Annotated in this window: 17 protein-coding genes and 1 pseudogene; 10 read left to right on the top strand and 8 right to left on the bottom strand. The window is 69.9% G+C overall.

All coding sequences use genetic code 11. From position 1 onward, the window contains the following. The first annotated feature begins 101 nt into the window (after positions 1-101). The 4 genes and pseudogenes from Aco03nite_RS17735 to rny all read left to right on the top strand — a co-directional run bounded on the left by Aco03nite_RS17735 (position 102) and on the right by rny (position 7418). Entirely contained in the window at positions 102-302 is a 201-nt protein-coding gene (locus Aco03nite_RS17735; protein ID WP_203796452.1) for a DUF3046 domain-containing protein, read from the top strand. A gap of 195 nt (positions 303-497) precedes the next feature. Further along, positions 498-1550 (top strand): recombinase RecA, encoded by a 1053-nt coding sequence (gene recA, locus Aco03nite_RS17730; RefSeq protein ID WP_203796479.1) that lies wholly within the window; start codon positions 498-500, stop codon positions 1548-1550. A 632-nt stretch (positions 1551-2182) separates the two neighbouring features. After that, positions 2183-2707: pseudogene (locus Aco03nite_RS17725) on the top strand (regulatory protein RecX); the annotation flags it as partial. Between the two features lie 2986 nt (positions 2708-5693). After that, positions 5694-7418, top strand: a complete 1725-nt coding sequence (rny, locus tag Aco03nite_RS17720) for a ribonuclease Y (RefSeq protein ID WP_203796451.1) — start codon at positions 5694-5696, stop codon at positions 7416-7418. A gap of 20 nt (positions 7419-7438) precedes the next feature. Here the strand turns inward: rny and Aco03nite_RS17715 are convergent, their stop codons facing one another. From Aco03nite_RS17715 to Aco03nite_RS17700, 4 genes are read right to left on the bottom strand one after another with little or no spacing between them, the layout of a single operon-like run. Continuing rightward, positions 7439-8425: an amino acid ABC transporter permease gene (locus tag Aco03nite_RS17715; RefSeq protein ID WP_203796450.1), complete on the bottom strand. Its 987-nt coding sequence runs from the start codon at positions 8423-8425 to the stop codon at positions 7439-7441. Continuing rightward, complete coding sequence (locus Aco03nite_RS17710; RefSeq protein ID WP_203796449.1) at positions 8422-9132, bottom strand: amino acid ABC transporter permease; 711 nt, start codon at positions 9130-9132, stop codon at positions 8422-8424. The genes Aco03nite_RS17715 and Aco03nite_RS17710 overlap by 4 nt, the downstream gene beginning before the upstream one ends. A gap of 37 nt (positions 9133-9169) precedes the next feature. After that, positions 9170-10057 carry a glutamate ABC transporter substrate-binding protein gene (locus Aco03nite_RS17705; protein ID WP_203796448.1) on the bottom strand — a complete coding sequence of 296 codons (888 nt, stop codon included), beginning with the start codon at positions 10055-10057 and terminating at the stop codon, positions 9170-9172. Positions 10058-10110: 53 nt separating this feature from the next. Next, on the bottom strand, positions 10111-10854 hold the full coding sequence (locus Aco03nite_RS17700) for an amino acid ABC transporter ATP-binding protein (protein WP_203796447.1): 744 nt from the start codon (positions 10852-10854) through the stop codon (positions 10111-10113). A gap of 129 nt (positions 10855-10983) precedes the next feature. Between Aco03nite_RS17700 and Aco03nite_RS17695 the strand changes: the two genes are divergently transcribed. The 4 genes from Aco03nite_RS17695 to Aco03nite_RS17680 are packed head-to-tail and all read left to right on the top strand — an operon-like array spanning position 10984 to position 15282. Further along, complete coding sequence (locus Aco03nite_RS17695; protein ID WP_203796446.1) at positions 10984-11457, top strand: hypothetical protein; 474 nt, start codon at positions 10984-10986, stop codon at positions 11455-11457. A gap of 21 nt (positions 11458-11478) precedes the next feature. Continuing rightward, the gene (miaB, locus tag Aco03nite_RS17690; RefSeq protein WP_203796445.1) at positions 11479-12966 is read left to right on the top strand and encodes a tRNA (N6-isopentenyl adenosine(37)-C2)-methylthiotransferase MiaB; all 1488 of its coding nucleotides are present in this window, start codon (positions 11479-11481) and stop codon (positions 12964-12966) included. 22 nt (positions 12967-12988) lie between these two features. Further along, a complete protein-coding gene (locus Aco03nite_RS54090) occupies positions 12989-14788 on the top strand; it encodes an NAD-binding protein (RefSeq protein WP_203796444.1) in 1800 nt (599 codons plus the stop codon). Continuing rightward, positions 14785-15282 (top strand): hypothetical protein, encoded by a 498-nt coding sequence (locus Aco03nite_RS17680; RefSeq protein ID WP_203796443.1) that lies wholly within the window; start codon positions 14785-14787, stop codon positions 15280-15282. The genes Aco03nite_RS54090 and Aco03nite_RS17680 overlap by 4 nt, the downstream gene beginning before the upstream one ends. Here Aco03nite_RS17680 and Aco03nite_RS17675 read toward each other — a convergent pair. After that, positions 15263-16216: an SCO2521 family protein gene (locus Aco03nite_RS17675; RefSeq protein WP_203796442.1), complete on the bottom strand. Its 954-nt coding sequence runs from the start codon at positions 16214-16216 to the stop codon at positions 15263-15265. The two genes, Aco03nite_RS17680 and Aco03nite_RS17675, sit on opposite strands and share 20 nt — an antisense overlap. 176 nt (positions 16217-16392) lie before the next feature. Between Aco03nite_RS17675 and Aco03nite_RS17670 the strand changes: the two genes are divergently transcribed. Together Aco03nite_RS17670 and Aco03nite_RS17665 are read left to right on the top strand one after the other, a co-directional pair. Beyond that, positions 16393-17349, top strand: a complete 957-nt coding sequence (locus Aco03nite_RS17670) for an FAD-dependent oxidoreductase (protein ID WP_203796441.1) — start codon at positions 16393-16395, stop codon at positions 17347-17349. Between the two features lie 16 nt (positions 17350-17365). After that, positions 17366-21529 carry a HEAT repeat domain-containing protein gene (locus Aco03nite_RS17665; protein WP_203796440.1) on the top strand — a complete coding sequence of 1388 codons (4164 nt, stop codon included), beginning with the start codon at positions 17366-17368 and terminating at the stop codon, positions 21527-21529. Here Aco03nite_RS17665 and Aco03nite_RS17660 read toward each other — a convergent pair. From Aco03nite_RS17660 to Aco03nite_RS17650, 3 genes are read right to left on the bottom strand one after another with little or no spacing between them, the layout of a single operon-like run. Beyond that, positions 21498-22469: an SCO2522 family protein gene (locus Aco03nite_RS17660; RefSeq protein WP_203796439.1), complete on the bottom strand. Its 972-nt coding sequence runs from the start codon at positions 22467-22469 to the stop codon at positions 21498-21500. The two genes, Aco03nite_RS17665 and Aco03nite_RS17660, sit on opposite strands and share 32 nt — an antisense overlap. Continuing rightward, complete coding sequence (locus Aco03nite_RS17655; RefSeq protein WP_203796438.1) at positions 22466-23383, bottom strand: SCO2523 family variant P-loop protein; 918 nt, start codon at positions 23381-23383, stop codon at positions 22466-22468. The genes Aco03nite_RS17660 and Aco03nite_RS17655 overlap by 4 nt, the downstream gene beginning before the upstream one ends. After that, positions 23383-25278 (bottom strand): SCO2524 family protein, encoded by a 1896-nt coding sequence (locus Aco03nite_RS17650; protein WP_203796437.1) that lies wholly within the window; start codon positions 25276-25278, stop codon positions 23383-23385. Before Aco03nite_RS17650 ends, Aco03nite_RS17655 begins: the two co-directional genes overlap by 1 nt. Positions 25279-25365: the final 87 nt, after the last annotated feature.

The raw sequence follows: 25365 nt of genomic DNA, 5'->3' as shown, positions 1-25365 counted from the left end.
CGGGAGACGCCGGGCGGCCGGTTCCGGGTGATTGGCCGGTGAGACCCCAGGGCGATTTGCGGGTACGGCACCGCAAGGTCGTCCGTGGGTACCCTTCTCCGGTGCGGTTGACAGATTTTTGGGAACGACTGGAGCAGAGCTTCGGGCCCGCCTACGCCCGCAGCATCGCGGCCGACCATGCCTTCACGGAACTGGGCGGCCGGACGATCGACGGTGCGATAGCTCACGGTATCGAAACCGTCACTATTTGGCGCGCGGTGGTCGCGGCTTATCCCGATCGGGTGCCCTCGCAACTACGCTGAGCTGCTTTGGAACACCTGTTCTGGCGTGTCGGTCGATAGTCGTACAGGTGTTCGGCTATTGTCCACAGCGGCTCAGTCATCCACAGCACACGACGGGGCGGAGGATTTTTGTCGTACCCCTCGCCTACCGTGGCGTCCGTGGTGAATAAAAGCTCGTCGACGAAGAACGCGAAGTCGAATACAGGGGTGGCGGGAATGGCGGCAGGGACACCTGATCGGGAGAAGGCGCTCGAACTGGCGCTGGCACAGATCGACAAGCAGTTCGGCAAGGGTTCGGTGATGCGGCTCGGGGAGCGGCCGGTCCAGCAGATGGCCGTCATCCCCACCAGCTCCATCGCCCTCGATGTGGCGCTCGGCGTCGGCGGTCTGCCGCGCGGCCGGGTCATCGAGGTCTACGGTCCCGAGTCGAGCGGTAAGACGACGGTCGCCCTGCACGCGGTGGCCAACGCGCAGAAGGCGGGCGGTCTCGCGGCGTTCATCGACGCCGAGCACGCCCTCGACCCGGACTACGCGCGGGCGCTCGGTGTCGACACCGACGCCCTGCTGGTCTCCCAGCCGGACACCGGTGAGCAGGCCCTCGAGATCGCGGACATGCTGATCCGCTCCGGCGCCCTCGACATCATCGTCATCGACTCGGTGGCGGCGCTCGTGCCCCGTGCCGAGATCGAGGGTGAGATGGGCGACAGCCACGTCGGTCTCCAGGCCCGTCTGATGAGCCAGGCGCTCCGGAAGATCACCGGCATCCTGAACAACTCGGGCACCACCGCGATCTTCATCAACCAGCTCCGCGAGAAGATCGGTGTCATGTTCGGCTCGCCCGAGACCACGACCGGTGGCCGCGCGCTGAAGTTCTACTCGTCGGTGCGTCTCGACGTCCGGCGCATCGAGGCCCTGAAGGACGGCACCGACGTCATCGGCAACCGGACCAGGGTCAAGGTCGTCAAGAACAAGGTGGCCGCGCCGTTCAAGCAGGCCGAGTTCGACATCATGTACGGCAAGGGCATCTCCCGTGAGGGGTCGCTCATCGACGTCGGTGTCGAGCAGAGCATCATCCGCAAGTCCGGTGCGTGGTACACGTACGACGGCGACCAGCTCGGTCAGGGCAAGGAGAAGGCCCGGGAGTTCCTCAAGGAGAACCCGGACGTCGCCGCCGAGATCGAGAAGAAGATCCTGGAGAAGCTCGGTGTCGGCCAGGCCGGCGCCGGCGATGCCGCCGGTGGGCCCGAGCTGCCGCCGGTCGACTTCTGATCCGGTAACCCGCGATGGCCGGACGACGTGGTGCACGCTCGGGGCGTGGATGGGATGCCATTCCGCCCCGAGCCGGCACCGGCATGCCACCGGGCGACGACACGGACGAACCGCGGCGCGCGGGAACGCGCCGCGGCAGCCGTGGCTACCCGGCCCCCACCGACGGGTCATTCCCGGACAGCGGCTTCCCCAGCGACGACGGGCCGGACGGCAGCTTCCCCGGCGACGACAGGTCTGGCGGTGGCTATCCGAGTGACGATGGGTCTGCCGATGACAGCGGTGGCTACCTGAGTGGTAATGGGCCTGCCGGTGGCGGTTACCCGCTGGGTGGTGGAACCGTCGATCGCGGTGGGTATCCGCTTGGTGGTGGAGCCATCGATCGCGGCGGTTACCCGTTGGGCGGCGGGACCGTTGACCGTGGGGGGTATCCGCTCGGCGGTGCGGCTGTTGAGCGTGGGGGGTATCCGCTTGGTGGCGGGTCCTCGGGGTGGGACGACGGGGCCTCTGGCGGCGGTCGGGGGCGTTCGGGCCGGCGGCGGGGTTCTGAGCGCGGGCAGGGCTCGGCTGAGCGTGGGCAGGGTGCTGCGGGCCGTGGGCAGGGTGCGGCTGGGCGGAACGAGCCGCCGCGTAGTGAGTCGGAAGTCGCCAGGGAGATCTGTCTGCGGCAGCTCGCGGTTCGGCCGCGGACCCGGGCGGAGCTGGCGAAGGTTCTGGTTCGTAAAGAGATCTCCGAAGAGGTGATCGCCGAGGTTCTCGATCGGTACGACGAGGTCGGGATCATCGATGACGCCGCCTTTGCGCGGGCCTGGGTCTCCAGCCGGCATCACGGGCGAGGACTGGCGCGACGGGCGCTCGCCAACGAGCTGCGGCAGCGCGGTGTCGATGCCGAGGTGGCCGACGAGGCTCTGGAAGTGGTCGACGAGGAAGCGGAGGCCGCTGCGGCGCGGGCGCTCGTCGATCGGAAGTTGCGTACCGCGCGGGGCGAGCCGGATGCGATCTTCCGCAGGCTGGTGGCGATGCTCGCTCGCAAGGGCTACCCAGCCGGCATCGCGATCAGGGCGGTGAAGGACGCACTGGCGGCCAGGGACGCCGAGGCGGCGGAGTTCGCCGATGCGATCGACCCCGACGCTTTGGCCGACGACACCACCGGCCTCTGACCCGGATCGGTCACACCGGCGCCCGATCAATGCGCCGATGCGGCGCGGGCATCGCAATCGGCGCCGTGTGGCTGTATGGCGCGCTGCTCGCCGTTCGTGCGGTCCCCGTAGTGCCGGACCCGCAGTTTGCGCCGGAACTTCAGCCCCTCGATCTTCTCCCAGTATGAGCGGCGGCCGATCCGCCGTGTAGCTGTCCGATCTGGTCGCGGCAGGCCAGCTTGGTCGAAGCAGGCCGTCCTGATCGAAGCGGACCGGCCTGGCTGAAGCGGACCGGCCTGGGCGAGGCGGGCCGACTCTGAGGAACCAGGTCGACCCTGTGGAAGCGGCCAGCCTGGTTGCAGCAGGTCGACCCTGTGGAAGCGGATCGACCCTGGGAAGCGAGCCTTCCCGGTTTCAGCGGACCGGCCTGGTCGAAGCGGATCGACTTGGTTGTGGCGGACCGGCCTGGTTATGGCGGATCCGTGGCAGTGGTGTGACGGGTGGGACGCTCCTGGTCAGGCGTTGGCTTTGCGATCCTTCGGTGGAACGCGGCCCGGGTGAATGTGCTGGCTGCTACTTCGTATGCTTCGGCTCGAGCTTGGCCCTTGGGGGTCTCGCCTGGATGGTGTGCCTGGTCCGGCGGCCCTGATCATCTGTGGTCGGGAGGTTTCCTCCGGCTGAGGTGGTTGGGTTCAGGTCGCTCGGTGGTGCTGTGAATCTGCTGGATGTTTGGTGGATTTCGGGGCGGTGGGCTGGTTGGCTCCGGGCCCGGGCTCAGTGGTCGGCGTCGCCTGGTTCGCTGGTGGTGGTCACTCGGGCGGCTTAACCCGATTGTGGGCTTGGTTACCCGTACCGGATGACGGTTGTCGGGGTGGGGGGTTCGGGAGCGCCGATATAGTTGTGATGTGAGGATTGTTCCTCTGGCACCTATTCGGTGGGTATCACTCGGTGATTGAGCAGGCGGGATGGTCGATAGGTTCCGTTACTGTCGGTGTCTGTCACGCTCCGTGTCGCGCGTGAGGGCGGCGGTGGCGGTGGCGATAATGGTGAGGGTGGCGATGGCACGGCGTGATCGCACGGTACGTCTGGAATGTCCTGTGGGATCGTGAGCTGGGCGTAAGGAAGTCTGTGCCGTACGTCCCATCCGCTGCCGAATCATGAGTCCTTGACCGAAGCGGTGCTTGCGACCTAACCTCGCGTTACACAAGGTTTGTTCGACCATCGCATGCAACAGGCACAACATAGATCGCATTACATTACGGCATCACTTGGGCGGTCAGCCGCTCAGGCGATGCCTCCGTCGGCCGCTGACCGCGTGGCCGACGGCGCGACATACCGGCGGTCAACCCCACAACTCCACATACTCCTGATTCGAGCGGCCTACCGGGCGGTTCGACGACGGGGCGATCCGAGCCGGAAACGGGATCGCCGGGGTCTCGGGTGGCGACAGCCGTTCAAGACGACCGGATATCCCACTGACGGTAACGAGCGTTCCCGTTCGTTGGGACGACCACGATGGCGTGGCTACGCAGGGAAACGTTGCACGGATCGCCGGATGGCGATCATCGGGCAGCGCTGCCGGCCGAAGCTCCGGCCCGGAAACTGTCGGCACGTGCTGACGGCGACGGTGTCGTGGGCGTCGGCCGCCGGAAGCTGAGAGGCGACCGGGGAGCCCAGGTGTCCGAGGATTTCGACACGACCGGGTGAGACGGCACCGAGCCGAACCGGAAGTGACGAGTCCCGGTGATGCCGGATCCGGCGACGATCGGCGCGAGCCGACGGAACCGGACGCCAGCACCGGCCGGCGGATGATCAGCAGGACCGATCGCGGACACCGGCGAAATGGCCACCGCGAGAGATCCGGCGACATCACCCGCCGATCAGCCGGTCAATGTCCCGGAAGGCCGAGCCCGCCGAGCCGAAAGCCCGCGACGGACCAGCAGACCGCAAGGTCGACTGGCCAGGGCCGAAGGCCCGCGAGGGCCGGACAGCCGGAACCCGCAAGCCGGGCCGTAACGACCGGAAGGTTCGCGAGAGCCTGACAGCCGTGGCGACAAGGTTCGCGTGAGCCGCGTGGCCGTTGCCGAAAGTTTCGCAATGACTGGAAAGCCGCGAAGCGGCGGCTGGAAAGCCGCGAAGCGGCGGCTGGAAGGTCGCTAGGCAATGGCTGAAGGCCGCAAAGCGGTGGCTGGAAGGCCGCGGACCATAGGATCCACGACCGACAAGGCACGCGAGCCGGACAGCAAGCGGGCCACGGGCCGGTGAGCCGGGCAAGCGGGCCCTCCGGGTTTCGTGAGCCGGGCAGGCCGGACCTCGCGGGTTTGGTGAGCCGGGCTAGCCGGGTCCTATGGGCTTGGCGAGCCGGGCAGGCCGGATCCTACGGGCTCGGTGAGCCGGGCAGGCCGGATCCTAAGGGCTTGGTGAAGCCGAACCCGACGGGCTTGGTGAGCCAGGCAGGCCGGACCTCGCGGGCTGGTGAGCCGGACCCTACGGGTCTGGTGAGCCGGGCGAGCGGGCCCAACGGGTCTGGTGAACCGGGCGGCCGCGAGTCGAAGGACGGCGTTACCCGCAAGGTGCACGATCGGATGGCCTGAGCAGGCCGGATGTTCGCGAACCGTGAGGGTGCGCAAGGTCAGCGGATCGGACGGCGGCGAGCCGGAAGGCGACGTCGATCAGCGAACCGGCGGCTTGCCGGCCGAGGGATCGCCGTGGCCGGCGGGTCGCGAAAGCCACGCGTTGCGGAAGCCGCGGGTCGCGGAAGCGGCGCGTTGCAGAAGCCGCGGGTCGCGGAAGCAGCGCGTTGCGGAAGCCGCGGGTCGCGGGTCGCAAGGGCCGCAGGTCGCGGGTCGCGGGGCTGGACGGACGGAGACTGGAGTCTCGGGGTAGCCGAAGGCGGAGCGTGTGCTCCCGGGCTTGCCGCCCGCGGTCAGCTGCCTTGGTCGGGCATCCCGCAAGAGATGCTCGCGCGCGTGTGCACCGCGCCGGCGGCGAAGGGAGACGCGGCGAGATGGATCCCGTGGACTGGGTGCTCGTGGTTGCGATCATCGTGCTTGCCGCACTGGTGACAGTCGGGCTGATTCTCGGGACCAGAGCGCTGCGTCAGCTACGCACCGATCGGCAGGTCGCCCAGGAACGCCAGGAGCAGGCGTTCGGTGACGCGCAGGCCAAGGTCGAGGACGCCAATGCCAAGGCCGCTTCGGTACGGGCGGAGACCGCCGCTGCGAAAGCCGAGGCCAGTGCCGCCCGGGCGGAGGCCCGCCGGGTGCTGGAGGCGGCGCACGGTGAGGCCGACACGATCCTGGAGCACGCCCACCGGCAGGCGGAGGCCGACGCCGAACAGTTGCGGAGCGCGGCCCGCCGGTCCGGTGAGCGGGAGACCGCGCTGATCAACGCGACGGTGAAGGAGCAGTCGGCGGAGGTGGAGCGCCGGGCCGCGCGCATCGACGAGCGGGAGCGCCTGCACGGCGAGGCGGTGGAGCGCCTGGTGGAACGGGAGCGCCGCCTGGCCACGCTGGAGGCCGAGCTGTCGAAGCGGGAGTCGGCGCTGACCGGGCGTGAGGCCGAGCTGACCAAGGCGGAGGAGGTCAAGCGCCGGGAGCTGGAGCGGATCGCCGGTCTCAGCGTGGACACCGCCCGGACCGAGCTGATCGAGGCGATCGAGGGCCAGGCGAAGCGGGAGGCGGCGATCCTGGTCCGCGACATCGAGAACGACGCGCGGAACACCGCGGACACCCGGGCCCGGCACATCGTGGTCGACGCGATTCAGCGGATCGCCAGCGAGCAGACCGCGGAGAGCGTGGTCAGCGTGCTGCATCTGCCGAGCGACGAGATGAAGGGCCGGATCATCGGCCGTGAGGGCCGCAACATCCGGGCGTTCGAGTCGACCACCGGCGTGAACCTGATCATCGACGACACCCCGGAGGCGGTGCTGCTGTCCTGCTTCGACCCGGTGCGCCGCGAGGTGGGCCGGCTGACGCTGGAGAAGCTGGTGTTGGACGGGCGGATCCACCCGCACCGGATCGAGGAGGTCTTCGACAGCGCCAAGAACGAGGTGGAGCGGCTCTGCGACCGGGCGGCCGAGGAGGCCCTGGTGGACGTGGGGATCACCAGCATCCACCCGGAGCTGGTGAAGCTGCTGGGCCGGTTGCGGTACCGGACGAGTTACGGCCAGAACGTGCTCAAGCACCTGGTGGAGACCGCGCACATCGCCGGGATAATGGCGGCCGAGCTGCGGCTGGACGTGCCGACGATGAAACGGGCCGCGTTCCTGCACGACATCGGCAAGGCCCTCACCCACGAGGTGGAGGGCAGTCACGCGCTGATCGGCGCCGACCTGGCCCGCAAGTACGGCGAGCACGAGGACATCGTGCACGCGATCGAGGCGCACCACAACGAGGTGCCGCCGCAGACGATCGAAGCGGTTCTCACGCAGGCTTCCGACGCGTGTTCCGGTGGTCGCCCGGGTGCCCGGCGCGAGAGCTTGGAGGCGTACGTCAAGAGGCTCGAAAGGATCGAGGAGATCGCCGGCGGCAAGATCGGGGTGGAGAAGGTGTTCGCCATGCAGGCCGGCCGGGAGATCCGGGTGATGGTCCGCCCGGACGACATCGACGACATCGGCGCCGCGGTCCTCGCCCGTGATGTGGCGAAGCAGATCGAGGAGGAGCTGACCTACCCGGGCCAGATCCGGGTCACCGTGGTCCGTGAGTCCAGGGTGACGGAGCTGGCCCGGTAAAGGGCGAAACGGAAAAGAAGTCAGGAAGCGCCGCCGCCGGCGCCGCCACCCCCGCCGCCTTCGGCCTGCGAGATGAGCGCGGCCGGCGGCGGGTTCTGCGGAGGCAGGGCGGCGGTCTTGCGGCCGCGGGCCAGGCGCTTCTGGACGTACTGGGCGAGCTTCGACAGCGAGTAGTTCACCAGGATGAAGAGCACCGCGATGATCACGTAGACCTGGATCGGGTTGCTCAGCGCGCCGATGATCTGCTTGCCGATGTTGAGGGTCTCCTCGTAGCTGATGATGAAGCCCAGCGAGGTGTCCTTGAGGACCACGACGAGCTGGCTGATCAGCGCCGGCAGCATGATCCGGAACGCCTGCGGCAGCAGGATCAGCGAGGTGGTCTGGAACGGCGAGAGGCCGATCGCGACGGCTGCCTCGCGCTGGCCGGGCGGCAGGCCCTCCATGCCGGAGCGCAGGATCTCGGCGATCACCACGCCGTTGTAGATGGTCAGGCCGATCACCAGGTACCAGAGGTTGTCCATGGTGATGCCGAACTCGGGGAAGCCGCGGGCCACGAAGAAGATCGTGATGACCACCGGCAGGCCGCGGAACACCTCGACGCAGAACCGGGTGAGGCCGGCGAGGACCAGGCTGAGACCGCGCAGCAGGTACGCGACGGGCGTGGCGGAGCCCTCGAACCGGCGGGTGACCAGGCCCTTGAGCTGGATCCGGAGGATCGCCAGCAGGGTGCCGATGACCAGCGAGCTGATGATCGCCAGGACGGCCGCGGTGAGGGTGTTCTGGACGCCGACCCAGATCCGCTGCCAGACCAGCACGAAGTTCTCGTTGGAGGGGTCGATCATCGGCCCCCACAGCTCCATCGAGAACTGCCCCTTCTCGTCCAGGGGCTGGTAGATCAGGAAGTACGCGCCGGCCGCGACCAGCGCGACCGCGAGGATGCTGATGATCAGGGTGAGCCGCCGCTGCCGGGGCCCCGGGATGTCGTACAGAACGGTCTGCTGGCTCATCGGGCCGCCACCGCCTGCCGGCGCTCGATCCGGTCGAGAAGTGCCCCGAGGGGGACGGTCATGATCAGGTATCCGATCGAGATGCCGATGGCGACGGGGACGAAGGCGAAGCCCTCGGCGCCGGTGAGCTGGTCGGCGGTGGCGGAGAGGTCACCGACGACGCCGAAGAAGCCGATCAGCGCCGAGTTCTTGATCATCGCGATGATGACCGAGCCGAGCGGGACGATCGAGGCCTTCCAGGACTGCGGCAGGACCACGTACCGCAGGTTCTGGCCGAAGGTGAGGCCCAGCGAGCGGGCCGCCTCGGCCTGGCCGGGGGAGACCGCGTTGACGCCGGAGCGCAGCGCCTCGCAGACGAACGCGGCGGTGTAGAGGACCAGCGCGATCAGGGCGAAGCGGAAGTACGGCAGGTCGGTGCCGAGCCGGGTGAAGATCTGGTCGAGCACCGGGACGCGCAGGAAGTCGGCGTTGGAGCCGAGCGCCGGCAGCGCGAACGCGGAGAAGAACATCACCACGGTCAGCGGCATGTTCCGGAAGACCGTGACGTAGGCGGTGCCGAGTCCGCGCAGCGGCGGCACCGGAGAGATGCGGAGGACCGCCACGACGGCGCCCAGCACGAGGGCGCCGATCGCGGCGAGCACGCAGATCTGGAAGGTGAGCCAGAAGCCGCCCGCGAAGACGTCGAACTTGTCAACTAACACACTCACGGGCGGAAGCTCCCCGGGTCAGATCAGGCGGTGAGGATCAGTAACGGTTGACGGCGGGCGCGGCGCCCAGCTCGGCACCGAACTTGCCGGCGGTGTCGTCCCAGGCCTTCTTCCAGCTGCCGTCGGCGTACGCCTTCTCCAGCGTGTCGTTGATGAAGGTCCGGAAGTCCTTGTCGTCCAGCTTCACGCCGATGCCGTACGGCTCCTTGGTGAAGTTCTCGCCGGCGAGCTTGTACTTGCCCTCGTTCTTGGCGATGTAGCCGAGCAGGATGACGTTGTCGGTGGTCACAGCGTTGACCTGACCGCCGTCGAGCGCGGTGACGCACTTGTCGTAGGTGTCGAAGAGCACCAGCTGGCTGGCGACGTCCTTGACGTAGGTCTTGATGTTCTCGGCCGGGGTGGAGCCGGTGACCGAGCAGACCTTCTTGTCGCCGGCCTTGAACGCGTCCGGGCCGGTGATCGCCGCGTCGTCCGCCTTGACCAGGATGTTCTGGCCGGCCTCGTAGTACGGCCCGGCGAACGCGATGCGCTCCTTGCGCTTGTCGTTGATCGTGTAGGTGGCGACCACGAAGTCGACGGTGCCGTTCACGATGACGTCCTCGCGGACCTTCGACGGCGTCTCGACGTACTCGATCTTGTCCTCGGGGATGCCGAGTTCGTTGACGATGATCTTCGCGACCGAGACGTCGAAGCCCTCGGGCTTGCCGGACAGGCCCTTGAGACCGAAGCCGGGCTGGTCGAACTTGGTGCCGACCTTGATCGAGCCGGCCGTGTTCAGCTTCTCCATGGTGCTGCCCGCGGCGAACGACTTCTTCTCGCCGCCGGTGCTGCCGGAGTCACCGGACTCGCTGTTGCCGCCACAGGCGGTCATGCCGAAGGTCAGAGCCGCGGCGGTCGCCAGGGCGGCTGCACGAGTGAAACGCATACATATCTCCTTCTACGATCAGGCCCGCCGTCGTGTGGCGGGCCCGAGGGCGCTCAGTGCGTGAGGATCTTGGAGAGGAAGTCCTTCGCCCGCTCACTGCGCGGGTTCGCGAAGAACTCCTCCGGCGCGGCCTGTTCGACCAGCTGACCGTCGGCCATGAAGACGACCCGGTTGGCGGCGTGGCGGGCGAAACCCATCTCGTGGGTGACGACCACCATCGTCATGCCCTCGCGGGCCAGGGACGTCATCACGTCCAGGACCTCGCCGACCATCTCCGGGTCGAGGGCGCTGGTCGGCTCGTCGAAGAGCAGGGCCTTGGGCTGCATGGCGAGCGCCCGCGCGATGGCGACACGCTGCTGCTGGCCGCCGGAGAGCTGGGCCGGGTACTTGTCCGCCTGGTTGGCGATGCCCACCCGCTCGAGCAGGGACATGGCCCGTTCCCGGACGACGTCCTGCTTCTCCTTGCGGACCTTCAGCGGACCCAGCATGACGTTCTGCAGGATCGTCTTGTGCGCGAAGAGGTTGAAGGACTGGAACACCATCCCGACCTCGCTGCGCAGTTTGGCCAGCGCGCGGCCCTCGGCCGGCAGCGGCTGCCCGTCGAAGGTGATGGTGCCGGAGTTGATCGGCTCCAGCCGGTTGATGGCGCGGCACAGCGTGGACTTGCCGGACCCGGAGGGCCCGATCACGACCACCACCTCGCCACGCGCGACAGACAGGTCAACGTCCTGCAGCACGTGCAAGGGGCCGAACCACTTGTTGACGTTCTCAAGGACGATGAGAGCCTCGTCTGTCACCCCTGGTCCATCCACTCGTTGTCGGTTCACTCGAATGCACACACCCTAGGGGCCCGTCCGTATCGGAATGTGTCGAGAATGGTCACGGAGCGGTAACTCCGGTATCGCACTGAGAGAGGGGTCTGAACCATGGACCTTATGGTGGACGGCCCGTGGAACTGGTGTATCGCCGATCGGAAAGACCCCGGGGACGTGACCGGAGCACTGGCCGGCGCCCTGGGGCGCCCGGTGCACGGGATGATCCCCGGCGCGGATCTGATGTGCGACGTCTACCACGTGGGAGGCGATTTCCCGACCGTGGTCGACGTCTACGTGACACCCTCCGGCGTCGCCGAGGAGACCATCGCGAGCGCGGTCGCGGTCCGGTTGCGGTCCGCGGTGCTCCTGCCCGACGACACCCTCAATCCGACTCGGTACGTCCTGGCCGAGCCGGACGGGACGTTACGCGCCGTGCACGTCGACGAGCGGGAGACCGACGACGGCACCGAGCGCTTCCACCTGCGCCCCTGCACCGGTTCCGACCCGGCGTGCGCCCTGCCGCACGGCTGTGGCCGTTCGCGGTTCAAACCCGACCCGACGCCGGAGCAGGATGCGGCGGCTTAGCGGGTAGCCTGGTTGATTGCCATGACTACCGAGATTGCGGGCACCCCGCGCACCTACGACGTGCGCACCTACGGCTGCCAGATGAACGTGCACGACAGCGAGCGGATCTCCGGCCTGATGGAGGACGCTGGCTACGTGCGTGCCGCCGAAGCGGACGCGGCGGACGTGGTCGTCTTCAACACGTGCGCGGTCCGGGAGAACGCCGACAACCGCCTCTACGGCAACCTCGGGCACCTGCGCCCGACGAAGCTGAAGAACCCCGGCATGCAGATCGCCGTCGGCGGCTGCCTCGCCCAGAAGGACAAGGGCGACATCGTCAAGAAGGCGCCCTGGGTCGACGTCGTCTTCGGCACCCACAACATCGGCTCCCTGCCGACGATGCTGGAGCGCGCCCGGCACAACGAGGAGGCGCAGGTCGAGATCCTCGAGTCGCTCGAGGTCTTCCCGTCGACGCTGCCGACCAAGCGCGAGTCGACCTACGCCGGCTGGGTCTCCATCTCGGTGGGATGCAACAACACCTGCACGTTCTGCATCGTGCCGAGCCTGCGCGGCAAGGAGAAGGACCGCCGGCCCGGCGACGTGCTGGCCGAGGTGCGCGCGCTGGTCGCCGAGGGTGTCTCCGAGGTGACCCTGCTCGGGCAGAACGTGAATTCGTACGGCGTCGAGTTCGGTGACCGGTTCGCGTTCGGCAAGCTGCTGCGCGCCTGCGGTGACGTGGAGGGCCTGGAGCGGGTGCGGTTCACCAGCCCGCACCCGAAGGACTTCACCGACGACGTGATCGCCGCGATGGCCGAGACGCCGAACGTCTGCCACTCGCTGCACATGCCGCTGCAGTCCGGCTCGGACCGGGTGCTGAAGGCGATGCGCCGCAGCTACCGCCAGGAGAAGTATCTGGGGATCATCGAGAAGGTCCGGGCCGCCATGCCGGACGCGGCGATCACCACCGACATCATCGTCGGCTTCCCGGGGGAGACCGAGGAGGACTTCGAGGAGACCCTCGAGGTGGTCCGCAAGGCCCGGTTCTCCAGCGCGTTCACCTTCCAGTACTCGATCCGTCCCGGCACCCCCGCCGCGACGATGCCGGACCAGATCCCGAAGAAGGTGGTGCAGGCCCGCTACGAGCGGCTGATCGCCACCCTCGAGGAGATCACCTGGGACGAGAACAAGAAGCTCGTCGGGGAGAAGGTCGAGGTCCTGGTCGCGGTCGGCGAGGGCCGGAAGGACGAGCGGACCGGCCGGATGAGCGGGCGGGCCCGGGACGGGCGCCTGGTGCACTTCGCGACCGGCGGGACGACCCCTCGTCCGGGTGACGTCGTGGAGACCGTGATCACGTACGCCGCTCCGCACCATCTGAACGCCGACGGCGATCCGATCAGCCACCGCCGGACCCGTGCCGGGGACGCGTGGGAGGCCGGGCGTACGCCGAAATTGAAGGGTGTGTCCCTGGGTCTTCCGACCCTTGGAGTGCCCGCGCCGCTTCCGGTGGCTACGGAGGGCTGCTCTCTTTAAGACGGTGTGTCATCGTCGATGAATGGCCACCTTGCCGCGCCCGCCGACTCCGTTCCGCGACGGAAGGGACGACCAGGCTCAGCCCGCGGTCACCGTGACCCGGGCGGTGTTCGCGCTGGCCGGGGTGCTCGCGGTGGTGCTGGGCCTGATCGGCCTGGACGAGTTCCTGGCCGGCCAGGGTGTCGCCGACCGGGATCCGCTGGACCTGCTCTACGGCACGTTGCAGCTGTTCGTGCTGGGTTCCGACCCGCTGGAGGGCGCGACCGGTTTCCCGCCGTCGCTGCAGGTGGCCCGGTTCGTCGCCCCGGTGGTGACGCTGTACGCGTTCGCCGAAGCGGCCCGGGTGCTGCTCGCCGCCGAGCTGCGCCGGCTGGGGGCCCGGCGGTCCCGCGGGCACGTGGTGGTCTGCGGTGACACGTCGGTGGCCCGCACCCTGGCGCACCGCCTGCACCTGAGCGGCCATCGGGTCGTGGTGGTGCGCAGCCAGCCGATCGGCCCCCTGGAACTGCGCCGCCGGGGCCTGCTCGGGGTCAACGGCGACGCCCGCGACCCGGACGTGCTCCGCGGCGCGGGTGTGCCACGCGCCTCGGTGCTCTACGCCTGCGCCGACAGCAGCGCCGCCGACCTGGCGATCGCGGCGGCCGCCGCCCGGATGGCCGCGCCCCGCAACAACCTGACCGTCTACGCGCAGATCCACGAGCCGGACTGGGCGCTCACCCTGCAGGCCCGGCGGCTGGGCGCGCCGTACGTGCCGGGTCAGCGCCTGGACTTCTTCCACCTGGACCAGCTGGCCGTGCACGTGCTGCTGGACCAGCCGCCGCTGCCGAGCCGGCCGGCCCGGGTGCCCCGGCTGCTGGTGGTGGGCGACTCGTCGCTGGTGCCGGCGCTGATCGTGGAGATCGCCAGGCACTGGCGGCTGCGGCGGTCGGCGCCGGAGCAGCGGGTCGCGGTGGACCTGGTCGCCCCGGACGCGATCCGGGTGCGGGACCGGCTCGCCCGCCGCTACGAGGTGGTGTCTGACGGGTGCCGGGTCAACGCGTACGAGACCGAGGTGGGCGCGCTGCTCGACGATCCGGGCCGGGCCGGGTACGACCGGGCCTTCCTCTGTTTCGCCGACGACCGGGAGGGGCTGGAGCTGGCCCTGCGCGAGTACCGGCTGTGGGGCCGGGTGTCCGGTGACATCGTCGTGGTGGTGGACGCGCTGGCCGCGATCACCGAGGCGTTCAGCAGGCACCACCGGGACCAGCAGCCGCTGCTCGACCCGATCGACGGCCGGATCAAACTCTTCTCCGCGGTCGCGGCCGGCTGTGACCCGGCGCTGATCGCCGAGGACCTCTCCGAGCGGCTCGGCCGGCTGATCCACGAGCGGTTCGTCGACGGCTGCCTGCGCCGGGGCGCCGAGCTGGGCAGCACCCCCGCGATGCGCCCGTGGGCCGAGCTGGACGAGGAGCTGCGCCGGTCGAACCGCCTGCAGGCCGGGGACTTCGGGTTCAAGCTGCACCTGATCGGTTGCGCCGTCGTCCCGGCCGACGGCGCGAGCGACGACTTCGGGTTCACCGGGACCGAGGTGGAGCTGATGGCCCGGCGCGAGCAGGAGCGGTGGTCCGACGCGGCCCGCGGCGCGGGGTGGGTGCACGGTCCGGAGCGGGACGACGTACGCCGTACGACGCCCGATCTGGTGTCCTGGGAGGATCTGGGCCCGGAGGGACGTGCCAAGTGCCGGGCCGCGGTGCTGGAGATTCCGCAGATCCTGGCAGACGCCGGGTTCCGTGTCGTCCGTCTGACGGACACTGGAGTGAGCCGGGCGTTGAACCCGGCATGACGAGATCGGAGACGGCAGTGACGACGATCGGTGTCACCGGCCACATCCGCATGCAGCCGCGCACGCATCGGCTGATCTTCGACGAGCTGGTCCGGCTGCTGTCCGGCTATCCAGGCGTGCACGGGGTGACCTGTCTCGCCGAGGGCGCCGATCAGCTGTTCGCCGAGGCGGTCCGGGCCTGCCACGGCACCTTCGAGGTGGTGCTGCCGGTGCCCGCCGCCGCGGTGCCGCCCGCCGCCCCACCGGCCCGCCTGTTGCGCCAGGCCCGGCGGGTGTCCTGGATGGAGGTGGCCGGGCCCCCGGAGGCGGCGTACGAGGCGGCCAGCCGCGAGGTGGTCTCCCGCAGCGACATCCTGGTCGCCGTCTGGGACGGCGACCTCTCCGGCGGCCGGGGCGGGACGGCCGAGACCGTCGACTGGGCGTGCCGGCACGGCCGTGAGGTGGTGCGGGTCTGGCCGGCCGGCGCGCGCCGGATCACCGTGCCGGTGGGCTGACCCGCGGGTTTCCGGCGGCCTGCAGCAGGTCCAGCGCCCCGATGGTGATCTGGTCGCGGACCCGGGCCATCGCGGACTCCCACTGCCTGGTGAAACCGGGCCGCCGATCGAGGTCGGCCCAGACCGATGACAGCTCGTCGATGACGTGCCCGCCCGGCATCCACAGATGCGGCAGATGCTCCAGCAGGGGCTGCAGCCGGTTCATCCGGTCGCTGCGGCTGTGGTCGTGGGCGAGGGTGGCGTCGAGCACCGACAGCACCGTGGTGAGCAGCCAGTCGTGCAGGGCGAGGTCTTCGCAGAGCGTGACGACGGCGGCCAGGTCCTCGGTCCGGACCCGCAGCTGGATGGTCCGCACCTCGTCGGAGATCAGCGTGAACGTGCCGCCCGGATCCTTCAGGTCCGCATCGAGCAGCGCCGTCCAGCGCAACCGGACCCGCGGGGTGCGCAGCGGCGGGGCGTGGTCGACCAGCCGGGACCGCTGCACCGCGTCGACCATCCGGGCCGCGATCGCGTTCAGCTCCAGGGTGTCGGCCGGCTGAGCCCCGCTGAGCACACCCAGCTCGACGTCCTTCGGGTCCAGTTTGCCGATCGCCTCCAGATGACCGGGGCTGGCCAGATAGTGCGACCAGGGCAGCCGCAGCGTGGTCCGGGCCGGGGACACCAGGGCGTGTGCCGAGCCCTGGGCGACGTGGCCGGAGACGACGATGGTGTGGGCGACGACGGTGCCGACACCGCGGGTGGTGCGCCCGGAGATGGTCGGCAGCCGGCAGTCCACCCCTTCCAGCCGGTCCGGGGAGACCGACCGGGCGATCGGCCGTGTCACCGAGCGGACCCGGTCATCGGCGGCGTCAGCGAGCAACTGCTCGGTGGCCCGCCGGGACAGTGCCACGGAGTTCTGCAGGAGGCCGGTCTGGACCTCTCCGAAAGCCAGCATGATTCCTCTTCGTGGCCCGATTGCTCAGTTACATCGTGACGCCCCGGGATGATCGGGGGCAATCACCCAGCGCGGGAAGGATAAGGGCTGCTCGCGCCGTTTCGTCCGCGACGCCGCCGGGGGCCGAAATTTCGGGCCGTGCCGCTCCGGGGCGTGAGCCGTTAGTGTGTCGGGGTGTGACCGTTACCAACATCGATGCCATTGTGGTCGGTGCGGGCGTCTGCGGTTTGACCAGCGCACTGTGTCTCGCCCGGCGGGGGCTGCGAGTGAGAGTGGTGGCGCGGCGTCTTCCGCCCGCGACCGACTCCTGCGCGGCCGGGGCCATGTGGGGGCCGTTCCTGGTCGATCACCCCGACGCGGAGCGCTGGGCGGCGGAGGGCCTGGCGATCTTCCGGGGACTCGCCGCCGAACGGGACACCGGTGTCACCATGACCCGTGGTGTCGAGGTGTCCCGGGGGACCGTCGAACCACACCCGTGGCTGCACCTGACCGGTGACCTCGAACGATGCGCCTGGCCGGGGTACGGCAGCGCCTGGTCGTACACCACCGCGGTGGTCGACATGCCGGTCTACTCGGAGTACCTGCTGGCCGCACTGCGCACCGAGGGCGTCCGGATCGAACGGCGCGAGCTGCGGTCGTTGCGGGAGCTGGCCGGCCTGGCCCCGGTGGTGGTGAATTGCAGCGGCATCGGCGCCCGCCGGCTGGCCGGGGACACCGACCTGACCCCGGTGCGCGGCCGGGTCGTGGTGGTGCGCAACCCCGGCGTCGACACGTTCTTCGCCGAGGAGAGCGACGGTCCGGAGCTCACCTACTACATCCCGCACGGCGACACCGTGGTGCTCGGCAGCACCATCGAGCGCCCGGGTCTCCCGGCGCTGCCGGAGGCGGCGGTGGTCCGGCGCATCCGGGACCGCTGCGCCGACGTGGAACCGCTGCTGCGGGACGCCCCGGTGATCGGGGTGCGGTCCGGGTACCGCCCGGTCCGCGACCGGATCCGGCTGGAGACGGGCACCGTCGACGACCAGCTGGTGATCCACAACTACGGTCACGGCGGTGGTGGCGTGACCGTGTCCTGGGGCTGCGGGCAGGACGCCGCGTCCATGGTGGAGGCTTGCCTCACACGACTAGGGTGAGGGCGAGGGGGCGACCTTGACCGAGGCCTACATCTCCGCCACCTTCGAGGATCTGAAGGAGTGCCGCGAAGCCGTCCGCCACGCGCTCGGCCTGTTCGGCCTGCCCTTCAAGACCATGGAGGAGTACGTCGCCGGGGCCGGAGCCCCGCTCTCGCGCTGCCTCGACGATGTGGAGGCCTGTGACATCTACATCGGGATCTTCGCCTGGCGGTACGGCTACACGCCCCCCAAACAGTCGAAATCCATCACCCATCTGGAGTACGAGGCGGCCGTCGCCAGCGGCAAGGACTGCCTGATCTTCCTGCTCGGCCCGGACGCGCCGTGGCCGGTCAAGTTCGTCGACCGGGACATCCAGGCGGCCCGGGTCGACGACCTGCGCGACGTGCTCCAGCGCGAGCACCTGTGCAGCATCTTCCAGACCCCCGAGGAACTCGGCCTGCTCGTCTACGCGGCCGTCCACAAGCTGCTGGAGCAGCGGGAGCGGGGCACCGTGCGGGCGCCGGTCCCACAGCCCGCGCGGGGGCTCAGTGCGGCCGCCACCGCCCACTACTTCGAGCGCTACCGGCAGCAGTACGGCGGACTCGACCTGCTGAACCTGGCGCAGCAGTCGTCGTTCCTGGGCACCCAGCTGATCGACGTCTTCGTCGAGCCGTTCGCCCGCGCCGACCACCCGCCGCGCCTGACCCCGGCCGCCCTGGGCGATCCCGGTGACAGCGCCGAGGGCCTGGACCGGGAGGCGCTGCCGCTGTCCTGGCCCGGCCAGCCGGTCTTCGACGTGCTCTGCGACCGGCGGCACCAGCGGATCACGCTGATCGGCGACCCGGGGGCCGGCAAGTCCGCGGTGGTCCGTTACCTCACCCTGGCCCTGGCCCGGGCGCACGCCGACGAACGCCTCGCGGTCCTGGCCGGGCACCTGCCGATCCTGATCGAGCTGCGGTCGTACGCCGCCGGGCCCACCCGCACGTTCCGGGACTACCTGGCCCACCGTGCCGCCACCGACGGTTACCAGGACGAACCCGACGGCCTGCACCTCTACCTGGCCCGCGGCGACCCGGCGGTGGTGGTCTTCGACGGCCTCGACGAGATCCTGGACCGGCGGCTGCGCGAGGAGACCACCGGCCAGATCGCCACGTTCGCGGAGAACTTCCCGGCGGCCCGGATCATCGTCACCACCCGCCCCGCCGAGTACAACCGCCGGGCCCTGAGCGCGGCCGGGTTCGTGCACCACACCCTGCAGCGGTTCCTGCCCGAGCAGACCGCCGAGTTCCTGCACCGCTGGTTCCGCTCGCTGCCGGAGGCGCAGGCCGCCGACGTGACACTGCGCCGCGAGGTGGTGATCGGCACCATCGCGCGCTCGCCGGAACTCACCGAGCTGGCCGGCAACCCGATGCTGCTGAGCATCCTGGCCGTCATCGGCCGGCACCGGATGCTGCCGAAACAGCGCTGGCGGCTGTACGAGCAGGTCGCCGTCACCCTGGTGGACAGCTGGGACGACAGCCGGATGGTGGACGCGCCGCCCGGCTCGCAGCGCCTGGACGCCGAGGTGAAACACGAGCTGCTGCGCGGGCTGGCCTTCGACATGATGTCCGGGCTGCTCGGCCCGCACGGCGACCAGGTCAGCGTCGAGGACCTGAAACGGATCTTCACCCGGCACCTGGAACGGCACGGTCTGGGCTGGGCCGACGCCAACGAGTTCGCCAGGCACGCGATCGAGCAGCTCAGCCGCCGCAGTTACGTGCTGGGGCCGGCCGGACGTACCGACTACCGGTTCGTGCACCGCACCTTCCAGGAGTTCTACTGCGCCTGGGCGATCGTCGAACGGTTCAGCCGCAGCGGGTCCGGGCTGGACGAGGTCCGCGGGGTGTTCCGGCTGCACTGGGCCGATCCGGCGTGGCGCGAGACGCTGCGCCTGGTCGCCGGTCAGCTGTCCCCGGGCCCGGCCGCCGGGCTGGTCGAACTGCTGATCACCGAGGTGAACCCGGAGTGGTGGGAGTACGCCGGCCCGTCCACCCGGCAGGCCCGCCCCGACCCGCCGTGGAACGTGGCGCTGGCGGTGCAGTGCCTGGCCGGGGTCCGCAAGATCGCCGACGCCCGGCACGCCGCGGGCCTGGCCCTGCGGGAGGTGGTGCGGCTGCTGGTGCACTGTGCGTCGGCCCCGGACCACCCCAGCTCCGGCCCCGACTACGCGGCCCTGCTGGCCGACGAGTTCATCCCGGCGATCGAGGCGATCGGCTCGCACTGGCCGGACCGGGAGGTCTACCTGGACTGGTACCGGACGTCCGGCGTGAAGATCGTGACCAACCCGGCCGCCACCTCGGCCGCCCGGATCGCCGCGATCCTGGCCGGCCCGGCCGACCACTTCACCGAGATCTTCGAGTCCCGTCTCGGCGCCAAGGAGGACGTCCGGATCGTCTGTGCCGCGGTGGCCGGGCTGGGCGAGACCGCTCAGCAGGCGGTCCGGTCGGAGACCATCGAGTCCGGCCGGCTGGCGCTGAGCCCGCTGGAACGCGCCGCCGGGGACACCCGGGCGGTGGTCCGGCTCGCCGCGGTGCAGGCCCTGGCGCCGCTGGCCGCCGTCTACCCGGAGGCCCGCGCGGTCCTGTTCCGGGTGGTCTCCCCGGAGAAACGGTTCCGGGACGTGTTCTCCGCCGTCCGGCTGGCCGCGGTGCAGATCCTCGGCGAGCGGCTGCGCACCGAGCCGGGTGTCGAGGCCATCCTGCTCGCCTGCCGCCGCGGCGACCCGCACCCCTCGGTCCGGGCCATGGCGCTGCGGGTCCTGGCCCGCGGCCGGCACCTCTCCGCCGAGGTGGCGGCCGATCTGCTCGCCGCCTGCCGGGACGACGAGGCCGCCGAGGTGGTCGAGGCGGCGGCCGGGGTCCTGCTGCCCCGGGCCGGGACCCACGGGCCGGCCCGGGAGCTCCTGCTGCAGCGGATGCGGACCGACCCGTCGGCCGGGGTCCGGCGGGCCGCGGTCCGGCTGCTCGGCCGCAGCGGGCCGGAGGCCGCCCTGCTCGAACGGATCGGCAACGACCAGGAGCGGAGCGTGGTCCGGGCGGCCGCGGTGGCACTGGCCGGGCGTGGGCACCGGCCGGGCGAGCGGTCCTGGCGCGCGCTGGCCGACCGGTTGGCCGCGGAGACCGACGAGGTGATCCGGGAGACCCTGGTCCAGGTGCTCGGCACCACCTACCGGGCGTACCCGGGCACCGAGGAGACCCTGGCCGGGGCGCTCGCCGACGCCGAGCCGTTCGTCCGGCTGGCCGCCGTCCAGAGCCTGGCCGACCCGCCGCTCACCGGCTCCCGGCGGGAGCTGCTGTCCCAGGTCGCCGCCGGGGACACCGTGCCGTTCGTCCGGCTGGCCGCGGTCGAGGTGCTCGCCGAGGACCCGGAGACCGTCGCGACCGAGGTGCTGGTCGCGGCGGCGGCCGAGGACGCCGACACCGAGACCCGGACCGCCGCGCTGCGCGGCCTGATCGGCCGGGGACTGGACGCGAGCGCCGGGCGGATGCTGGTGTCGCTCACCGGCGAGGGCCGCCCGGAGGTACGCCTGGCCGCCCTACGGGTGCTGCTGGCGAACTGCCCGGACGGGGTGGACCTCACGGTGGTCCTGCTGACCCGCAGCCGGGACGACAACGTCGCCGAGGTGTTCACCGAGGCGGCCGCCGCCGGGATGCGCGACGACGCACGATTCTGGGACGTCATCGTGGACCGGGCCGGCGCCGACCCGAACCCGGGGATCCGGGCCGCCGCGATCGAGCTGATCGGCTCCGGCGACCCGGAGCCGGCCGGCGACATGCTGCGCGAGCGGGTCCGCGAGGACACCGACCCGGCCGTCGTCGAGGTCGCGGCCCGGCTGGCCGCGGTCCTGCGGGCCGACCAGACCCGCGACGACCTGCTGGAGCGGATCCCCGACGGCGACCCGCAACTGCTGCCGGTGCTGATCCGGGCGCTGGCGGGCTGGCTGACCGACGAGGCGGTCCGGCGGGTGGTGCTCGGTCACGCCCGGGTGCCCGGGCACCTGGAGGCCCGGCGCGCCGCGGTGGAGACACTCGCGCCGATCGCACACCTCACGGAGGTCCGTGAGGTGTTGATCGACTGTGCCGAGGACGAGGACTTCGCGGTCAGCAGCATGGCCGACAACCTGCTCCGGCTCAGTGGGAGCTGGCCGGAGTCCAGTCGTTGATGAACGCGTAGTCGATCCGGTCCAGGATGTTCGGCGGCAGCTCGATGCGCTCCGGCAGGGCCCGCGAGTCCAGGTCCTCCAGGATCAGCGGATCGACCCGGACCTGGTGCAACACCGTCCGGGCGGCCATCTCGACCTCCATGAACCGGGTCGGCAGGATCGAGAAGCTGCGGTACGCGCAGAACGGGTTCCGGGTGTCGGTCAACTTGATCACCGGCGGCAGCTCCGACCAGTCCCGGGGGTAGTCGCCGTCCAGCTTGACCGGCTTGGTCAGCTGCTTCTCGTCCGGCCGGAGCAGGCCCAGCCGCAGGAGCTGCCACACCGAGGCCAGGAACGAACAGGACCACAGGTCGTCGCGGATCTGCACGTCCATGAAGACCGAGTGCCGGTTGGCGGCGGTCTGTTTCGGGCTCTCCCACGCGTCGGCGCCCATCGCCGGGGCGGACGCGGTGTCCGGTGAGCGCCGCCCGTTGGCCAGCCAGCCGCTCTCCTTCACGGTCGGGCGGTTGCCGTTGGCGCCGGGCAGCGGCTCCGGCACGATCTGGTCGAAGACCCGCTGGGCCAGGCGCGTCTCGCCGAACTCGGCACAGCTCGACTCGCGCGCGATGTAGTCGATCGACAACCCGCTCTTGGCCGCCGCGTCGAGCACCTTCTTGATGATCACGGCCGGCTCGTCGAGCCGGCTGAAGTAGTCGTCGATCAGGAAGCAGGTGCTGATCCGTGGCGTGTTCGTCCCCCAGCGGCCCATCGACTCGATGGTCTTGACCCAGGGGGAGACACTGACGAAGTAGTCGGCCAGACGGCTCTCGCCCTCGCGAGCCATCAGGTCCTCCATGTAGAGGTGTCCCAGCTCCAGCGAGACGTGCGACAGGCCGACGGATGGTGCGACGTGCTGCGTCGTCCGCTCCCGGTAATCCATGCGGTGCAGGGCAACCGTCATAGGGTCTCCCACGAGTCGTCGTCGACGAGGCGTTTCGCCAGCTGTTCGAACGCGTTCCGGGTCTCCGGATTCGCTACGCCGCTCGCCACGTCATTGTCAGTGATCAACTGTTCTTGCCATTGCAGCACGGGGTCCAACGGGACCGACCCCAATAACAGATTTTTGCCGACCTGGTGGTCTCCGGCCAATCTCGTGAGTCGTCTGTTGCACTCATCGAGCCAAATGCCCTGTTTCGCGGTCAGGCCACTCTGTGTCAAGGGGGCCGGGTCTATCACCGCGGTACGGACGTACCGGAGCTTGTTGGCGAAATCCTGCCGGTTGTGCCCGGAGGTCTCGGCGATGGCCAGCAGCCCGCGCGGCCCGTTCACCAGACCGCCGGCCGCCACCACGTGCTGGCGGGTCCAGCGGTGGAACACCAGCCACCGGGTCGGGATCCGCTGCATCTCCGGCATCGCGGTCACCTTCAGCGCCATCTCGACCGCCAGGTTGCGGCCGGCGCTGAGGTCCACCATGCAGAGCGAGAACTCCTCGTTCAGCCGGAGGAAGAGCTCCAGACAGCGGTCCTGGAGATCGGCCCGGTCCGGGAAGTCGCCGTCGCCCACGTCACCGGGGAGCAGGACCAGCCGGCCGGTGTTGGCGTGCCCGGTCCGGAAAACGCGCCGCTCGGTGGCGGTCCACACGTCGATGCGCTCCGGCTCGTACACCTCCTTGAGGAGGTACCGGTGCAGGCCGGAACCGGTGGCCGTGCCGTTCTCGGCCCGCTCGATGCCGAAGATCGCCCCGGCCGTCGGCGAGCCGAAGTCGAAGTCGAGATAGCAGACGTCGTTGCCCTGGAGAGCGCTGCGGTACAGCAGGTTGCTGCTGGTCACCGAACGGCCGGTGCCGCCCTTGTCGGACGCGGCGAAAACGAACATCAGATCGCCGTACTCTCGCTCTGCCGGACGTCGTCGAGGCCGTCGAGTTCCATCAGGATCCAGTTCGTCAGGGCGCACGCGGCGCCGGGACGGGTCCGGGCGATGTTGCGCGCCCGTTCGAGTTTCGCCCTGATCTCCGTCAAGACGTCCATCACCTCACGGCTGGCATCGGCGGAGCCACGCATCAGCTCCATGTCGTACAGATGCTCGGCCTCGTACAGCAGGTCTAACGCGCGGATGACGAGGCGGTCGTTGACGAGGGGTTCCTCGTTCAGCATGTTGGCCGCGCTCACCAGGCCGGCGACCACCCGCTCGGTGTAGTACCACGAGGGGCGGTCGTGCTCGGAGATGCTCTCGAAGACCTGCGACGGCTGATCCCACAGTCGTCTGTGGACGTTGTCGGTCAGCCGGCGCCGCGCCAGATGCTCCCACACCCGGTCGGCCAGGCGCAGCAGGCGCGCCCGTTCCTCCACATCGTTCAGTAAACCGGCGATCGCGATGCAGCGCTGGAGCAGGAGCGAGGCGAACTCGCTGACCCGCCAGATCGCCGTGCTCGCGCTGTCCGGGTCGTCGTCCTCGCTGCCCTCCAGGGTGACCTTGAGGCCGGGGGCGTGCAGCTCGATGCCGGAGTCGCCGGGCCGGTGCTGACGGGTCACCCGCCCCTCGTTCGCCAGGTCGCCGAGGACCGCGCCGATCCGGGCCAGGCGGGCGTCCGCACCACGCTTGCGGACCAGGTCCTTGACCACGATCGAGGTCACCAGCAGCGTGTAGTACTCGCTGCGCAGACCGTCGGTGGTCTGCCAGGGTGGGTCCTCCAGCGGCCAGGTCGGCCCGTCGCCGAAGGTCGCCACCTTCGCCCAGTACGTCAGGGTCAGGTCCCAGCGCAGCTGGAGTGCCCGGGAGAGCCGCTGCTGCTCCTCGTTGAGCAGACCCAGGACACGGGTCCGCTCGGAGAAGAGGTCCTCGATCGCGTCGACCGCCACCACGGTGAAGTAGAGGTACGGCTTGTTCTCCGCGATCCCGTCGGGCTGGACCCCGATGTCCTCGATCTCGTCGACGGCCTGCTCGGAGCTGTCCTTCTCGCGGCCGCCGGTTTTGTATTCCAGCGTGACGACGGGCGCGTGTTTCACGATGCCCCACGACCAGCCGCACTCGAACATCGAGTTGGCGCTCTCCAGCTCCTCGGTCTGCCCCGACCCGATCAGCACCTCGTTGAACGAGGCGATGGTCTCCTGCAGCTCGTTGCGGAACTGGTTGACCAGCGCCTTCGACGGGGTCTGCGTCTTGTTGATGGTGGCCAGCAGGACCCGGCCCGGGTCGTTGCCGGACTCGAAGACGTGGGTGGAGAAGCTGCGCAGCAGGCCGACCATGGCCGCGGTCAGCCGGGTGCTGGCCAGGCGCTCCAGATCGCGCAGCTCGCGGCGGATGTTCATCCGGGTGACCGACTGCCGGAAGATCCGGACGAAACCGATGGTGGCCAGCGACAGGGTCACCGAGACGGCGAACGAGTCCACGATGTCGCGGCCCTGCTGGATGTCGTTGACCTTGAAGTCCTCCTCGGCGCGGAAGTAGCTGCCACCGGAGGAGACCGGGCGGCCGTCCTCGAGGTAGCGCCGGAAGTAGTCGGTGGCGATGCGCACCAGGTTGAGCGGGATGGTCTTCTCGTCGCCGAGCGGGCTGAGAGCGTCCAACATGGCATCGGCCGTGCCGTTCGGGCGGTCCAGCGCGAACGGGTTCACCTGGGTGGCCGGCAGCAGGATGCAGAGCAGCTGTTCGGCGTCACTGATCGAGTTCGTTCCGTCCCGGCCACCCCAGTGCCAGACACCGTTGCGCCAGGAGCTGTCGACAGTGGCCTTCCACGTTTCCAGAAGGCGCTGGCGCGGTTCGATCCTCACCGGTTCACACCACCATCTCTGCGGACGGGCGGGTGCCGGAGCTTTCAGGCCGGGCGTCGCTCAACGGCCTGTTGTCCGGCTGACTCC

This window comes from Actinoplanes couchii, assembly GCF_016862075.1.
Classification (GTDB): Bacteria; Actinomycetota; Actinomycetes; order Mycobacteriales; family Micromonosporaceae; genus Actinoplanes; species Actinoplanes couchii.
The sequence above is the reverse complement of the archived record's forward strand: the minus strand, read 5'-3'. Positions and strand labels throughout refer to the sequence as shown.